The 15,323-nt window shown below is 71.7% G+C and carries 13 protein-coding genes, 1 tRNA gene and 1 other RNA gene; 10 read left to right on the top strand and 5 right to left on the bottom strand.

The window, feature by feature from the left end; all coding sequences use genetic code 11:
• Positions 1–2: 2 nt before the first annotated feature.
• The 3 genes from GVV04_RS30625 to GVV04_RS30615 all read right to left on the bottom strand — a co-directional run bounded on the left by GVV04_RS30625 (position 3) and on the right by GVV04_RS30615 (position 2,429).
• On the bottom strand, positions 3–515 hold the full coding sequence (locus tag GVV04_RS30625) for an NUDIX domain-containing protein (RefSeq protein ID WP_161692495.1): 513 nt from the start codon (positions 513–515) through the stop codon (positions 3–5).
• Positions 516–540: 25 nt separating this feature from the next.
• Positions 541–1,899 carry a helix-turn-helix domain-containing protein gene (locus GVV04_RS30620; RefSeq protein WP_161692494.1) on the bottom strand — a complete coding sequence of 453 codons (1,359 nt, stop codon included), beginning with the start codon at positions 1,897–1,899 and terminating at the stop codon, positions 541–543.
• A 442-nt stretch (positions 1,900–2,341) separates the two neighbouring features.
• A tRNA-Ser gene (locus GVV04_RS30615) sits at positions 2,342–2,429 on the bottom strand.
• Positions 2,430–2,511: 82 nt separating this feature from the next.
• On the opposite strand from GVV04_RS30615, the gene ffs reads away from it, so the two are divergent.
• The 9 genes from ffs (at position 2,512) to GVV04_RS30570 (ending at position 12,569) form a co-directional block, all read left to right on the top strand.
• Positions 2,512–2,601, top strand: an RNA gene (gene ffs / locus GVV04_RS30610) — signal recognition particle sRNA small type.
• Between the two features lie 107 nt (positions 2,602–2,708).
• Complete coding sequence (locus GVV04_RS30605; protein WP_161692493.1) at positions 2,709–5,150, top strand: DNA polymerase III subunit gamma and tau; 2,442 nt, start codon at positions 2,709–2,711, stop codon at positions 5,148–5,150.
• A gap of 110 nt (positions 5,151–5,260) precedes the next feature.
• Positions 5,261–5,569, top strand: a complete 309-nt coding sequence (locus GVV04_RS30600) for a YbaB/EbfC family nucleoid-associated protein (RefSeq protein WP_201754419.1) — start codon at positions 5,261–5,263, stop codon at positions 5,567–5,569.
• Between the two features lie 12 nt (positions 5,570–5,581).
• Complete coding sequence (recR, locus tag GVV04_RS30595) at positions 5,582–6,175, top strand: recombination mediator RecR (protein ID WP_161692491.1); 594 nt, start codon at positions 5,582–5,584, stop codon at positions 6,173–6,175.
• Positions 6,176–6,503: 328 nt separating this feature from the next.
• Positions 6,504–8,168, top strand: coding sequence for an ABC transporter substrate-binding protein (locus GVV04_RS30590; protein ID WP_161692490.1), 1,665 nt, complete (start codon positions 6,504–6,506; stop codon positions 8,166–8,168).
• Positions 8,169–8,246: 78 nt separating this feature from the next.
• Positions 8,247–9,251, top strand: a complete 1,005-nt coding sequence (locus GVV04_RS30585) for an ABC transporter permease (RefSeq protein WP_161692489.1) — start codon at positions 8,247–8,249, stop codon at positions 9,249–9,251.
• Entirely contained in the window at positions 9,248–10,210 is a 963-nt protein-coding gene (locus tag GVV04_RS30580; RefSeq protein ID WP_161692488.1) for an ABC transporter permease, read from the top strand. Before GVV04_RS30585 ends, GVV04_RS30580 begins: the two co-directional genes overlap by 4 nt.
• Before the next feature lie 122 nt (positions 10,211–10,332).
• Positions 10,333–11,454 carry an ABC transporter ATP-binding protein gene (locus GVV04_RS30575; protein WP_161692487.1) on the top strand — a complete coding sequence of 374 codons (1,122 nt, stop codon included), beginning with the start codon at positions 10,333–10,335 and terminating at the stop codon, positions 11,452–11,454.
• Positions 11,451–12,569 (top strand): ABC transporter ATP-binding protein, encoded by a 1,119-nt coding sequence (locus tag GVV04_RS30570; RefSeq protein WP_161692486.1) that lies wholly within the window; start codon positions 11,451–11,453, stop codon positions 12,567–12,569. Before GVV04_RS30575 ends, GVV04_RS30570 begins: the two co-directional genes overlap by 4 nt.
• A 49-nt stretch (positions 12,570–12,618) precedes the next feature.
• On the opposite strand, the gene GVV04_RS30565 is transcribed toward GVV04_RS30570, so the two are convergent.
• Positions 12,619–13,050, bottom strand: coding sequence for a hypothetical protein (locus tag GVV04_RS30565; protein WP_161692485.1), 432 nt, complete (start codon positions 13,048–13,050; stop codon positions 12,619–12,621).
• Positions 13,032–13,703 carry an HNH endonuclease family protein gene (locus GVV04_RS30560; RefSeq protein WP_161692484.1) on the bottom strand — a complete coding sequence of 224 codons (672 nt, stop codon included), beginning with the start codon at positions 13,701–13,703 and terminating at the stop codon, positions 13,032–13,034. Before GVV04_RS30560 ends, GVV04_RS30565 begins: the two co-directional genes overlap by 19 nt.
• 141 nt (positions 13,704–13,844) lie before the next feature.
• Here GVV04_RS30560 and GVV04_RS30555 point away from each other — a divergent pair, with 141 nt between their 5' ends.
• Positions 13,845–15,299: an MFS transporter gene (locus tag GVV04_RS30555; protein WP_235967251.1), complete on the top strand. Its 1,455-nt coding sequence runs from the start codon at positions 13,845–13,847 to the stop codon at positions 15,297–15,299.
• The last annotated feature ends 24 nt before the right edge of the window (positions 15,300–15,323 follow it).

The raw sequence follows: 15,323 nt of genomic DNA, 5'->3' as shown, positions 1-15,323 counted from the left end.
CGTCAGGAGCCGTTGACGAGGTAGCGGGGTGAGCCGACGGTCAGGGCGAGGACGGCCTGTTCGAGGCGCTGCCAGACGTGGGGGCGCAACAGCGTGGCCGCGTCGGGGAGCGAGACGAATCGGCAGTCCGACAACTCGTCGTCGGTCGGCCGTAGCTGATCCGCGCCCGCGTCGACCGTGCCACCATCGAAGACGAACATCAGGCTGTCGTCCCACGGATCGTGGGGCGGGACCCAGTCGACGACGAGCAGCATCCCCACCCGTACCACCAGCCCCAGCTCCTCGCGTAGTTCCCGCTCGGCCGCGTGGTGCGGCGGCTCGTTCGCCTCCGCCATGCCGCCGGGAAGGTCCCAGTCCGGCTTGTAGCGCGGGTCGACCAGCAGGACGTCACCCCGACGGTTGCGGATGAGGACGTCCGCGCCCACCCGCTTGCGGGCCTGCTGGGCGTTGCCCTCGGCGAGGTACGCGCGCCACGCGCCTGGGTCTCGCTCGTACAGGGGTATCTCGTCCGCCACCCGACCATTGTCGGTCCTGCGGGCCTCAGACGCGGACGTCAATCCATGCTCGCTCACGCACGGCGTTGCGCAGGCGGTTGAGGAGAGGTGGCACCTCGGCGGACTGCCTGGCCCACGAGCCGAGGAGGACGCTCACCTGGCGCAGGTGGTCGACGATCACGGCCGATCCGAGGCTGGCCGTCTGATCCAGGACCTGATGGGTCAGCGCACACCCTTGCTCGACGTGTCCCAGCCCGAGCAGCGCCCGGACGAGGAGAAGGCGCGCGAAGGCGCGGCTTCGTACCCGTTCCGCGTCCGGAGCGACCAAAATGCCCTCCAGTCGGCGTCGGGCCTCGAAGGCATCGCCGGAGCGAAGAAACACGCGGGCAGCCTCGATGGCGAACGATGTAGCGTCGAACGGACTGACCCACTCCGAGGTTGGCCCGTTCGCCTGTTGAAGAGCCGCCTCTCCGTTGTCCAACGTCTGGTAGGACTCGGCCACCTTGCCGGCCATGGCGAGCCCTCGCGCCTTGAGGGCCAGGAGCCGGGCGGTGAGGATGTGGAGGGGGGCGACAGTTGTCAGTAGCGTCAGCCCGGCCTCGGCGTGCACCAGGGCGTTGGTGGGATCACCGTCGTGGCAGGCGAGGTGGCTCAGGCTCGCCCGTGCCTGGGCGGTGAGATGGTGGTCTCCGCTCCGTATCGCCACGTTGAGCGCGTCGCCGAGGTGCCTGCGGGCGTGATCGTCGTTCCCGGCGTCGTGAGCCATCCAGCCGGCCATCTCGTTGAGCGAGGCGAGCGCCGCGAGGTCGTCCGGGGCTAGGGAAGCGCTCCGGTCATCCCGCCCTGTCGGATCGGTACCCCTCGCCAGGTGGGCGGCGATGGTGGCGTACAGGTAGCTGCCGCCGACCTGACGGTCCGTCGACCGTAGCGACTTCAGGAAGTGCAGCCCCAGGTCCCCTCTTGTCGCTTCGACCGAGGACTGCTCCCCATCAGCGGCAGGCGTACCGCCCCGGTTGCTGGACGGCGGCACGTGGAACCACAGGTGTTGGGCCGGGATGTCGAGAGTTCGGGCCCAGTGGATGAGGCGATCGAGGTGAACGACGGGCGTGCCGGTCTCGATCCGGCTGAGCTGGGCCTGCGTGATCCCGACCCAGCGCGCCACGACGCTCTGTGGCAGGGGTCGGTTGCCGTGGTACGGGTGGCACCGGTATGCCCGAATCACCCAGCCGATGTGCCGCTCCGTGAGCGAGCGGCGGATCGGCTGATGTTCCCAGAAGGTGCTTGGCAGGCTCGGTGGCGCGACCAGGCGATCCCGCTCGGCGGCCTGGCATGGGGCGCAGCGCCCACTGCTGTTGTCGCGCGCCAACCTCCCGCCGCACCGGGGACAGACGTATCGCGTCGCCATGGACGGTGGCTCCTTGGGTTGCTGCGGACTCAGACCCTGATTCAACTGCTCGAAAGGGCTGGGCGGTATGCATGCCGTGTATATGGGGAGCATTCCGAAGACCGTCGGCGTGGTGACCATCTCGGCTACGACTTCGGCACCGAAAACGACAGCGACCACCGGCAGGGGTAGGTCGTGGTGGTCGCGAGGGTCGGGTGCCGGCCGGCAACACCACCTGCTGAACCCATAGCTGACAGGGGTGGCCGCAGTCGCCTCTTCGCCGCAAACCCCCACCAGACGCCATCGCTGTCCGCCTGAACGCTGTGTTGCCGGCTGGTCCAGGCGAGCTGTGGTTAGGAGCCCTCGCCGACAGCGCATGACGCTTGAGTCGGCCGACTGAGACCAGAGACGATTCAGGGCCGGTCCCCGGTGGGGCCGGCCCTGCTGTCGTGCCTGGTGAGGCTGGCGGAGGATACGAGATTCGAACTCGTGAGGGTGTAAACCCAACACGCTTTCCAAGCGTGCGCCCTAGGCCTCTAGGCGAATCCTCCGTGAGACACGATACAGGTCCGTCGCGGCCCAGCCACCCCACCACCCCCCGAAGATCGACCGGCGGTCGGGTAGGGTGGGTCTCACCTCCCGTGCGGCGGTATCTCGTGAACCTCCCCAGGGCCGGAAGGCAGCAAGGATAAGCGAGCTCTGCCGGGTGCACGGGAGGCCTTTTTGTCTCCGGGCGCCGGTACCGTACCCGAGGTCAGGGTCACGGGGTGGTGGGTGGTCACGCGTGCCCGACCGGCGCAGAATGGCTCGGTCGAGAGGAGGCGGGACGGGTGGCACTGGCGCTCTACCGCAAGTACCGGCCGCGCACCTTCGCCGAGATCATCGGGCAGGAGCACGTCACCGAGCCGCTGTCGCAGGCGCTGCGCAGCGGGCGGCTCAACCACGCGTACCTCTTCTCCGGCCCGCGCGGCTGCGGCAAGACCTCCAGCGCGCGCATCCTGGCCCGCTCGCTGAACTGTGAGCAGGGCCCCACCCCGGAGCCGTGCGGGCAGTGTGAGTCCTGCCGCGCGCTGGCCACCGACGGCGGCTCCATCGACGTGCTGGAGATCGACGCGGCCAGCCACGGCGGCGTCGACGACGCCCGGGAGCTGCGCGAGAAGGCGTTCTTCGCGCCGGCCCAGAGCCGGTTCAAGATCTACGTGATCGACGAGGCGCACATGGTCTCGTCGGCCGGCTTCAACGCCCTGCTCAAGCTGGTCGAGGAGCCCCCGGAGTACGTCAAGTTCATCTTCGCCACCACCGAGCCGGAGAAGGTCCTCGGCACGATCAAGTCGCGGACCCACCACTACCCGTTCCGGCTGATCCCGCCGAAGGTGCTCCGGCCGTACCTGGAGCAGCTCTGCGAGGCCGAGGGGGCCACGGTCGAGCCGGCGGTCTTCCCCCTGGTCGTGCGTGCCGGCGGCGGCAGCGCCCGGGACAGCCTCTCCGTGCTCGACCAGCTCATCGCCGGCGCGGGTCCGGAGGGGGTCAGCTACGCCCGGGCCGCCGCGCTGCTCGGCGTCACCGACTCGGCGCTGATCGACGAGATGTGTGACGCGCTGGCCGCCGGGGATGGCGCGACCGCGTACGCGACCGTGGACCGGGTGGCCGAGGCCGGGCACGACCCGCGCCGGTTCGCCTCGGACCTGCTGGAGCGGCTGCGCGACCTGATCGTGCTCCAGCAGGTGCCCGACGCCGCCACCAAGGGCCTGATCGACGGGCCGGCCGACCAGATCGAGCGGATGACCGCCCAGGCCCAGCGGCTCGGCCCGGCCACCCTGTCCCGGTGCGCCGACATCGTGCACAACGGCCTGGTGGACATGCGCGGCACCACCGCGCCCCGGCTGCTGCTGGAGCTGATCTGCGCCCGGATGCTGCTGCCGGGCGCGGACGACTCGACCGGTGCCCTGCTCCAGCGCCTGGAGCGGATGGAGCGCCGGCTCACCCTCGGCGGCACCGAGCCGCCGCCGGCCGCCGCCGGTCCCGCGCCGGTCGCCCCGGCCCCTCCGGTACGCCCCGAGCCGGCCACCCCGCCCACGGCTGCCGCGTCGACCGCGCCGGCGGCGTCCGCCGCCCCGGCGGGTGACCCGCCTCCGCCCGCCGCTCCCGTGTCGGCGGCTCCGGCCGCCCCGGTCGCGCCTCGGCGGGAGGTCCCGCCGGAGGCGGTCATGCCCGACCCGGGCACCCCGGCCCCGCCCCGTCCGGGCGCGGCGGCCCCGGGTGCGCTGGACGCGGTGGCGGTGCGCCGGGCGTGGCCGGATGTCGTCGGCAAGGTCAACCGGACCAACAAGCGGATCGCGGCGCTGATGCGCGACGCGGTCGTCCGGGAGTTGGACGGCGATGTGCTGCTGTTGACCGTCAAGTCGACCGTGCTGGCCAAGATGATGTCCGATCACGCCCAGGTGCTCACCGATGCGCTCTACGAGGAGTTCGGCGGGCGGTGGCAGATCCGCTGCGAGGTCTCCGGCGAGCGGGGCGGCGGCTCCCGGTCGGCGGCTACCGCGCCGGCCCGCCCGGCCCCGCAGGCACCGGCCGCCCCCGCTGCCCGGCCGACGTCCGGTGTGCCGGACGGCCGGGGTGGCGCGGCTCCGGGTGGGCTGGCCACGTCGGCTGCGGGGGACGAGGAGTGGCCCGAACCGGCCCGCCCCGGCGGGGCCGCGCCGGCCGCGAACGCGACGCAGGAGGACGACTGGCCGGAGGCGGCCCGCCCGGGCGGGCCCGACCCCGCCGGGCAACCCGCCGTCGGCGCGGGGGCGACCGCCCCGACCCCGACCCCGACCCCGACCCCCGCCCCCGCTGCTCCGGCCCGTGAGCCCGCCCCCGCCGCCCCTGCGCGAGGCGCCGGCCCGGCACCGGCGGCCCCGCCGGTCAACGGCGTCGCCGGCAACGGTGGCGGTGCGGGCGGCGCGCCGGTCAGCAGCGCCATCGCCGCCGCGCGGGCGGCGGCGGCCGGCCGGGGCCCGCGTACCCAGAACGGGGCCCGGCGGTCCGCGGACGCCGAATGGGCCGGCGAGCCGCCCTACGACCCCGACTACGACGGGCCGGTGCGTGGCGGCGGCCGACCGGGCTCGGCGCCGGCCACCCCGGCCCACGAGGGCTTCGACCCGGGCGACGAGCCGCTCGACGAGGTGATCGACGAGCGGACCGCCCGGCAGTCCAGCGAGGAGCAGGCGGTGCAGCTGCTCCGGGAGGCGTTCGGCGCCGAGAAGATCGACGAGGTGGACGCCCGCTGACGCGGATGTCGCCCGTACCGGAGAACGGGCCACGCCCCGACTAGGCTGGGCGCGGCCGAGCAGACGAGTGCGAGAAGGAGCCATCCGTGCGCCCAGGTGGACAGCCGAACATGCAGCAGATGCTGAAGCAGGCGCAGAAGATGCAGCAGCAGATCGCCAAGGCCCAGGCCGAGCTGGCCGAGGCCGAGCTGACCGGCACCGCCGGTGGTGGCCTCGTCACCGCGACCGTCTCCGGCTCCGGCGACATCAAGAGCATCAAGATCGACCCGAAGGCGGTCGACCCGGAGGACGTGGAGACGCTGGAGGACCTGGTGGTCGCCGCGCTGCACAACGCCGCCGAGGCGGCCCGGGTGCTGACCGAGCAGAAGATGGGCCCGGTCGCGGGCGGCGCGGGCGGCCTCGGCCTCCCCGGTTTCTGAGCCGGCGACCAGATGTACGAAGGTGCCATCCAGGACCTGATCGACGAGCTGGGTCGGCTGCCGGGCGTCGGCCCGAAGAGCGCCCAGCGGATCGCCTTCCACGTCCTGTCGGCGGATCCGGCCGACATCAACCGGCTGGCCGGCGCGCTGCGCAAGGTCAAGGACCTGGTGCGGTTCTGCACCACCTGCTACAACGTCGCCGAGTCTGAGCAGTGCCGGATCTGCCGGGACCCGCGCCGCACCGACGAGGTGCTCTGCGTGGTCGAGGAGCCGAAGGATGTGGTGGCGGTCGAGCGGACCGGCGAGTTCCGGGGCCGCTACCACGTGCTCGGCGGGGCGATCAACCCGCTGGAGGGCATCGGCCCGGACAATCTGCGCATCCGGGAGCTGCTGACCCGGCTCAGTGGCGGCGCGGTGCGCGAGCTGATCCTCGCCACCGACCCGAACACCGAGGGCGAGGCGACCGCGACGTACCTGGCGCTGATGATCAAGCCGATGGGCATCGCGGTGACCCGGCTGGCCAGCGGCCTGCCGGTCGGCGGCGACCTGGAGTACGCCGACGAGATCACCCTCGGCCGCGCCTTCGAGGGCCGTCGCGCCGTCTGACCCGTACCCGACGACCCGACGGCCGGCACCGGGAAACCGGTGCCGGCCGTCGGTCCTTCCGGCGTCCGATCCACTGTGGGGCGTCTGACATGTGGTCGGACCAGGGAGACGGTCGATGTAACAAATTCGCATCTATGAAACAGCACAAATCGCCTCTTTGGTGGCGGTCCGCTGGGCCGGCGCGTGCGAGCCGCACCGGTTAAGACACGATCCGGTACCAACCGCTTCCTCGGCGGTTTCCCGGCGGTCCGAACGGCGGCTAAGGTCACGCCATCGGTGACCCCTGTCACCACGATGTCCGTACCCCCAAGGACGAGGTGAAGCACCCATGCGTGCACCCAGCCCGAAGGTCGCAATTGCGGCCGTCGCGGTCGCGGCCCTCGCGGTAGCAGGCTGCGCCGAGAGCGACCGCGATGACAGTTCCGGCGGTAGCAAGAAGGACACTATGGTCTTCGGCGTGGCCGGCGACCCGAAGGTCCTCGACCCCAGCTTCGCCAGCGACGGCGAGTCCCTGCGCGTAGCGCGTCAGGTCTTCGAGACCCTGGTCCGGCCGGAGGAGGGTGGCACCAAGGTCACCCCCGGGCTGGCCGAGTCGTGGACCCCGGACGCCGCAGGCACCACCTGGACGTTCAAGCTCCGCTCGGGCGTGAAGTTCCACGACGGCACCGACTTCAACGCCGAGGCCGTCTGCGTCAACTTCAACCGCTGGTACAACGCCAAGGGCCTCATGCAGAGCCCGGACGTGACCGCGTACTGGCAGGACGTCATGGGCGGGTTCGCCAAGAACGAGAGCGCCGACCTGCCGCCGAGCCTGTTCAAGTCGTGCACCGCCAAGGACGCCACCACGGTCGACCTGGCGTTCACCCGGGTCTCCAGCAAGGTCCCGGCCGCGCTGATGCTGCCCTCGTTCTCCATCCACAGCCCGAAGGCGCTGCAGCAGTACGACGCCAGCAACGTGGGTGGCACCGCTGAGGACATCAAGTACCCGTCGTACGCGATGGAGCACCCGACCGGCACCGGCCCGTTCAAGTTCAAGGCCTGGGACGTCGCCAACAAGACGCTCACCATCGAGCGCAACGACGACTACTACGGCAACAAGGCCAAGCTGAAGACCCTGATCTACAAGACGATCTCGGACGAGAACGCGCGCAAGCAGGCGCTGCGCTCCAACGACATCCAGGGCTACGACCTGGTCGGGCCGGCCGACGTCGAGCCGCTGAGGTCCGAGGGCTTCAACATGCTCACCCGCCCGGCGTTCAACGTCCTCTACCTGGCGATCAACCAGAAGGGGAACCCGAAGCTCGCCGACATCAAGGTTCGCCAGGCGATCGCGTACGCGCTCAACCGTCAGGCGCTGGTCGACTCGAAGCTGCCCCCGGGCGCCAAGGTCGGCGTGAACTTCATGCCGGACACCGTCGAGGGCTTCAACGGCGACGTGACCAAGTACGACTACAACCCGGAGAAGGCCAAGGCGCTGCTGGCCGAGGCCGGCGCGTCGAACCTGACCCTGCGGTTCCACTACCCGACCGAGGTCACCCGGCCGTACATGCCGAACCCGAAGGACATCTTCGAGCTGCTGTCGGCGGACCTCAAGGCGGTCGGCATCAAGGTCGAGGCCATCCCGCTCAAGTGGAGCCCGGACTACCTGAACGCCACCACCTCGGGCAACAAGCACGACATCCACTTCCTCGGCTGGACCGGTGACTACGGCGACGCCTACAACTTCATCGGCACCTTCTTCGACCGGCCGAAGGACGAGTGGGGCTTCACCGACCAGGCCCTCTTCGACCAGTTCAAGGACGCGGACACCACCGCCGACCAGGCGGCCCGGGTGGAGAAGTACAAGGCCCTGAACAAGGCCATCATGGATCGCCTGCCGGGTGTGCCGATCTCGCACTCGCCGCCGGCGATCGTGTTCGGCAAGGACGTGACCGGGATCAAGGCGAGCCCGCTCACCGACGAGCGGTTCTCTACCGCAGAGTTCAAGTCCTGATCTGACGCAAGGAACGCGGGCGGGCGCTGTCACCACGGCGCCCGCCCGCCCCCCTCCGCACACCCTTCCGAGGCCGCCGTGTTCCGGTTCATCGTCAGACGCCTGCTACAGCTCATACCGACGCTGATCGGGCTCTCCCTCCTGCTGTTCATCTGGCTGCGCCGGCTGCCGGGCGGCCCCGAGACCGCCATCCTGGGTGAGCGCGGCACGCCGGAGATGCGCGCCGCCATCCGCCGCAACTTCGGTCTCGACGAGCCGATCCTGATCCAGTACGGCCGGTTCGTCCGGCGGCTGATCAAGCTGGACCTGGGCACCTCGACCTCCACCAAGCGCCCCGTCGTCACCGAGTTCATCGAGCGGTTCCCCGGCACCGTCGAGCTGACCGTGATGGCCATGGTGATCGCGATCGGGATCGGCATCCCGCTGGGCTACCTGGCCGCCCGCCGCCGGGGCCGGATGCTCGACCATCTCTCGGTCGGCGGGTCGCTGATCGGAATCTGCATCCCGGTCTTCTTCCTGGCGTACGTGCTGAAGGCGATCTTCTCGGAGAACCTCGGCTGGTTCCCGTCCAGCGGCCGGCAGGATCCGACCCTCGGGGCGACCCGGATCACCAACTTCTTCGTCTTCGACGGGCTGATGACCCGGGAGTGGGACGCCGCAGCCGACGCGCTCTGGCACCTGGTGCTGCCGGGCCTCGCGTTGGCCAGCATCCCCCTGGCGATCATCGTCCGGATCACCCGGGCCAGCGTGCTGGAGGTCCTCAACGAGGACTTCGTCCGCACCGCCGAGGCCAAGGGCCTGACCGAGAACACGGTCCGCCGCCGGCACGTGCTGCGCAACGCCATGCTGCCCGTGGTCACCTCGATCGGCCTGCTCACCGGCAGCCTGCTCTCCGGTGCGGTGCTGACCGAGACCGTCTTCGCCTTCAGCGGCATCGGGGCGTTCGTCGCCGAGGCGATCGGCCAACGCGACTACCCCGTGCTGATGGGCTTCATCCTGATCATCGCGGTGGTGTACGTGCTGGTGAACCTCCTGGTGGACCTCTCCTACAGCGTGATCGACCCGAGGGTGAGGGTGCGATGACGACGATCAGCGGCAAGAAGCGCGAGAAGATCGACCGGCTCGCCGAGTTGGCCGGCCGGGACGACGAGCGCGGCGTGAGCCTCTGGCAGGAGGCGTTCCGCCGGCTGCGGCGCAACCCGGCCGCCATCGTCGGCGCGGTGATCCTGGGCCTGTTCCTGCTGGTCGCCATCGTCGGGCCGTTCCTGGTCCCGCACCCGGCGGACGCCCAGCTCTGGAAGGGCGAGATCCGGGACAACATCGGCTACTTCCCGGGCCCCCGGGCGGAGAACTGGTTCGGCGTCGACCACATCGGCCGCGACGAGTTCAGCCGGATGATCATCGGTGCCCGGCAGACCCTGCTGGTCGGCATCGTCTCCACCCTGATCGGGCTGGCCGTCGGGTCGCTGCTCGGCGGCGTCGCCGGCGCTGCGGCCGGTCTCGGCGGCAAGTGGGGCCGGGCCCTCGACAACGTCATCATGCGCTTCGTCGACATGCTGCTGGCCATGCCGAGCCTGCTGCTCGCGATCAGCATCGCCGCGCTGCTCGGCTCCGGCCTGACCACCGTGATGATCGCGGTCGGCGTGGTCTCCGTGCCGGTCTTCGCCCGGCTGCTACGCGGCTCGATGATCTCCCAGGCCAACAGCGACTACGTGCTGGCCGCGACGTCGCTGGGCGTGAAGAAGCCGAAGATCGCGCTGACCCACGTGGTGCCGAACTCGCTCGCCCCGGTGATCGTCCAGGCGACGTTGACCCTGGCCACCGCGATCATCGAGGCCGCCGCGCTCTCCTTCCTCGGCCTCGGCAACAACGACGCGTCCATCCCGGAGTGGGGCGTGATGCTCGCCGACGCGCAGCGCTACCTCGACGCCGCGCCCCGGCTGGCCGTCCTGCCCGCCCTCGCCATCATCGTCACCGCGCTCGGTTTCACCCTGCTCGGCGAGGCGATGCGCGAGGCCCTCGACCCGAAGCTGCGGAAGTAGGCCGGTATGCGCGAAGCGCGAGGAGTGAGCTTGCGAGCCCCGCAGTCGCAAGCAGGAAGCCGGTCCGGTGAAGCGCGAGGACTGAGCCTGCGATCCCGGCAGTCGCGAACGGAAGGTCGGTAATGGCACTGCTCCAGGTGGACGACCTCTCCGTCACCTTCGCCCGGCGCGGTCAGCGCACCGTGCACGCCGTCGACGGGGTGTCCTTCTCGGTCGACGCCGGCGAGGTGGTCGGCCTGGTCGGCGAGTCCGGCTGCGGCAAGAGCGTCACCTCGTTGGCCATCATGGGCCTGCTGCCCAAGCAGCCCGGCCTGCGGGTCGGCGGCAAGGCGGTCTTCGACGGCACGGACCTGCTCCAGCTCGACGACCGGTCCCGTCGGGACATCCGGGGCCGGGACGTCGCGATGATCTTCCAGGACCCGCTCTCCTCACTGAACCCGGTGATCCCGATCGGGTTGCAGGTGACCGAGGTGCTGACCCGGCACCGGGGGATGAGGGGGGAGGCGGCCAAGAAGGAGGCGGCCGACCTGCTCGACCGGGTCGGCATCCCCGACCCGCGCCGCCGGCTCAAGGAGTACCCGCACCAGCTCTCGGGCGGCATGCGGCAGCGCGCCCTGATCGCCATGTCGGTGGCCTGCCAGCCCCGGCTGCTGATCGCCGACGAGCCGACCACCGCGCTGGACGTCACCATCCAGGCGCAGATCCTGGAGCTGCTCAAGGACCTGGTCCGGGACTCCGGCACCGCGCTCGTGATGATCACCCACGACCTGGGGGTGGTCGCCGGCATGTGCGACACGATCAACGTGCTGTACGGCGGCCGGGTGGTGGAGACGGCCCGCCGACGCCCGCTGTTCCGCGAGCCGCGGCACCCGTACACGGTGGGTCTGCTCGGCTCGGTGCCGTGCCTGGACGCCGGGCCGGGCGAGCGGCTGAAGCCGATCCCCGGCTCGGTCCGGGACCTGCTGGCCTGGCCGGACGGCTGCGCCTTCGCCCCGCGCTGCGCCCGCCGAATCGACGAGTGCGTGGGGGAGCCGCCGGAGCTGGTGCTCGCCCACGACGGCCGCAGCTACCGGTGCCTCAACCCGGCCCCGGTCCCGGGCACCGTGCCCCCGTGGGCCACCGGAGGCCGGGCCGCGACCGACCCGGCCACGGACGCCCCAACGGCCGGTGCTGCCGCCCCCGCAGCGGCCGACGACGCGACCGCGGGCCCGGTGCCTGCCCCGCGCGAGAAGGAGAAGCCGTGACCGAGGAAGCCGGGACCGAGAGCGACATCCTCGTCGAGGTCCGCGACCTGAAGGTGCACTTCCCGATCAAGCGGGGAATCCTCCTCGACCGGGTGGTCGGCCACGTCAAGGCGGTCGACGGGGTCGACCTGAGCATCCCGCGCGGGAAGACGTACGGACTGGTCGGCGAGTCAGGCTGCGGCAAGTCCACGCTCGGCCGGGCACTGCTCCAGCTCACCCCGCCCACCGGCGGCGAGGTCCGCTTCGACGGCGTCGAGCTGACCACGCTCCCGGCCGGGAAGCTGCGCACCATGCGCCGCCGGATGCAGATGATCTTCCAGGATCCGATGTCGAGCCTGGACCCCCGGCAGAACATCGAGTCGATCCTGGTCGAGGGGTTGCAGACCCACGGCATCGGGACCGACCGGGACGACCGGCGGCGGATCATCGGCGAGACCCTCGACGCGGTGGGGCTGCCCCGCTGGGCGCTGTCCCGGTACCCGCACGAGTTCTCCGGCGGTCAGCGGCAGCGCATCGGCATCGCCCGGGCCCTGGTGCTCGGCCCCGAGCTGATCGTCGCCGACGAGCCGGTCTCCGCCCTGGACGTCTCCATCCAGGCCCAGGTGGTGAACCTGCTCGAAGAGCTCCAGGACAACCTCGGCCTGACCTACCTGTTCATCGCCCACGACCTTGCCGTGGTCAAGCACATCTCCGACGTGGTCGGCGTGATGTACCTGGGCGCGCTGGTCGAGGAGGCACCGAGCGACCGGCTGTACAGCGAGCCGCTGCACCCGTACACGCGGGCGCTGATGTCGGCCGTGCCGGTGCCGGACCCGGACGTGGAGGACCGGCGGGAGCGCATTCTGCTCGCCGGGGACCTGCCGTCGCCGGCCAACCCGCCAGCGGGCTGCCGGTTCCACACCCGCTGCCCGTGGGCCCAGCCCACCCGGTGCGCCGACGAGCGGCCGGCGCTGCGGGACATCGGGGGCAGCCGGGTCGCCTGTCACTTCGCGGAGCGGATCGCCAGCGGCGAGCTGCGCCCGCACAAGGTGAGCGTGCAGATCGTCCGGCCCGAGGGCGAGGGCGGGGCTCCGGCCGTCGTCTCTGCCCCCACCGAGCCCGGCTCGTACGTGTGAGCGAGGGGCCCTTGTCGGCGCGGCTCGCGCCGCAGGGGCCCCGGCCAGGTCAGCCCTCTGGGCGGTTGAGCAGGCCGACCGCGATCGTGTGCACCGCGTCCAGCCCGGCCGGGTCGGCCAGCGGGGCCTTCCCGCCGGTCACGACGTACCACTCGTCGGCCTCCCGGTACTGCACGCGGAGGACGACCTGGCCGTCGGCGTACTCCGTGCGCAGGGTCAGCTCGCCGGTCACCACGCCGGCCTCGTCGGTCATCACGCCACCCGGGCCGGGGACGATGTCGGCGGTGCGGCTCTGCGCCCCGCCACCGGCCGGAGCGCCCGTGGGCGGGGACGCCGCGGCGCTGGTGCCCCCCGCGTCGGCGGACATGCCAGCACCCGAGACGTCGGCCGGGGCCGCCGGGGCACCGTCCGCGATCATCCCGGCCGTGGTGGCATCCTTGCTCGTCCCGGCCTCGGTCCCGGTCACGGCTTGCTCGCCCATGTACAGCCCCCCAGCATGTCGGTCAGGGCGGCCTTCTCGGCACTGGTCACCGTCAGCCGCCAGTGGTGCTTCACCGTCACCCAGTTTTCGGCGTACTTGCACCAGTACGAGCGGTTCGCCGGTTTCCACTGGGACGGGTCCTGGTCACCCTTTGCCCGGTTCGAGGAGGCGGAAACCGCGAAGAGCTGCGGTCTCGTGAGGTCGTTCGCGAAGTCACCCCGCTTGGCGTCGTCCCACTCGTCCGCCCCCGAGCGCCAGGCGTTGGCCAGCGGCACGGTGTGGTCGATGTCCACGTCGGAGGGGTCGGTGAAGACCCGGCTGTCGTACACGCTCTCCCAGTGGCCGCCGACCACGTTGCAGCCGGAGAGCCGGATGTCCTCACCGTCGCGCTTGAGGACGCTGTCCCGCACGTCGCAGTTCTTTCCGGTGTTCCGCCAGTGCGGGAAGTGGTCGCGGCTGTAGCCCTTCATCGAGCCGGCGCTGGCGACGGTCAGCTGGCCCAACTGCTTGCTGACGTTGCCGCCGCTGCCGCTGCCGTTGCCGCTGGGCGGGGCCTCGGGCTCGTCGACGGGCGAGCACCCGGCGGCCACGAGGGCGAGCGCCGCGGCGACCGCGACCACCCCGGCCACACGACGTCCTGATCTGGTACGCACAGACGACACCTCTCCAGCTTGCGGGCTCCCGGCGATTGCGCACAGTACCCCGGCACCGTTTCCATGAATCGTGGCGTCCGGCAAATCGACCGGAGGAGGATGAATACCGTGACCGAGTCCACACTCACGCCCGCACTCCGGATGGGCACCCCCGCCGCCCGGGGGACGCTGCTCGCCGCGATCCTCGCCTCCGGCATGGTCTTCCTGGACAGCACCGTGGTCAACGTGGCCCTGCCCCGCCTCGGCGCGGAACTCGACGCCACGGTGGCCGGTCTTCAGTGGACCATCAACGGGTACCTGCTCATGCTGGCCGCGTTCGTGCTGCTCGGCGGGGCGCTCGGCGACCGGTTCGGGCGGCGGCGGGTGTTCCTGATCGGGGTGGTCTGGTTCGCCGTCGCCTCGGCGCTGTGCGGCCTGGCCCAGGGCACCGGCTGGCTGGTCGCGGCCCGGTTCCTCCAAGGCGCCGGGGGCGCGCTGCTCACCCCCGGCTCGCTGTCGGTCATCCAGTCGAGCTTCCACCCCGACGACCGGGGCCGGGCGATCGGGGCCTGGTCCGGGCTGGCCGGGGTCTCCACCGCGCTCGGCCCGCTCGTCGGGGGCTGGCTGATCGACGCCCTCTCCTGGCGGTGGATCTTCTTCATCAACCTGCCGCTGGCCGTGCCGGTGGTGCTGGCCGCGCTGCGTTGGGTGCCGGAGAGCCGCGATGAGGACGCCTCGCGTACCGGGGTCGGTCGGCGGCGGTTCGACGTGGCCGGCGCGCTGCTCGGCGCGCTCGGTCTGGGCGGCGTCACATACGCCCTGATCGACGCGCCCGCCCGGGGAGGTTCGCTGCCGGTGTTGGCGTCGGCGCTGGTCGGGGTGCTCGCCGCCGCCGCGTTCGTGCTGGTGGAACGGCGCCGGGGCGACACCGCCATGCTGCCCGTCGGGCTGTTCGGCAGCCGACTCTTCTCGGTGCTGAACGTCTTCACGGTGGTGGTGTACGCGGCGCTGGGCGGGTTCACCTTCTTCCTCGCCGTGTACCTGCAGAACGTGGTGGGCTGGTCGGCGCTGCTCACCGGCCTGGCCACCGTTCCGATGACGGTCCTGCTGCTGGTCGGCTCGTCCCGCGCCGGGGCGCTGTCGGCCCGGATCGGCCCCCGGCTGCCGCTGACCGTGGGCCCGGTGGTGGCCGCGATCGGCCTGCTGCTGCTGCGCGGGGTGCGGCCGGGCGCGTCGTACTGGACGGACGTGCTGCCCGGGGTGGCCCTCTTCGGCCTGGGCCTGACCCTGGTGGTGGCGCCGCTGACCGCCTCGGTGCTGGCCGCCGTGGCGGACCGGTTCGCGGGGGTGGCCAGCGGGTTCAACAACGCGGCGTCCCGGGCCGGCGGCCTGCTGGCGGTGGCCGCGCTGCCGCTGCTGGTCGGACTCAGCGGCACCGGGTACGAGCAGAAGGCGGCGCTGACCGACGCGTTCCGGGGCGCGTTGGCCTGGTGCGCCGGGCTGCTGCTGGTCGGTGCGGCGCTGGCGGGGCTGCTGATCCACCGCCCGCCCCGCGAGGCACCAGGCTCGCAGCCGCGCCGGTCGCTGCCCGCCTCGATCCCACCCGACAGGCGGTAGGCGGCGCCCGGCGGGTGCCGGGCG

Origin of the sequence: Micromonospora rubida (genome assembly GCF_009908295.1) — a bacterium.
In the GTDB taxonomy this organism is placed as follows: domain Bacteria; phylum Actinomycetota; class Actinomycetes; order Mycobacteriales; family Micromonosporaceae; genus Micromonospora; species Micromonospora rubida.
Note: the sequence above shows the minus strand (reverse complement) of the source record. Positions and strands in the feature narration are given on the sequence as shown.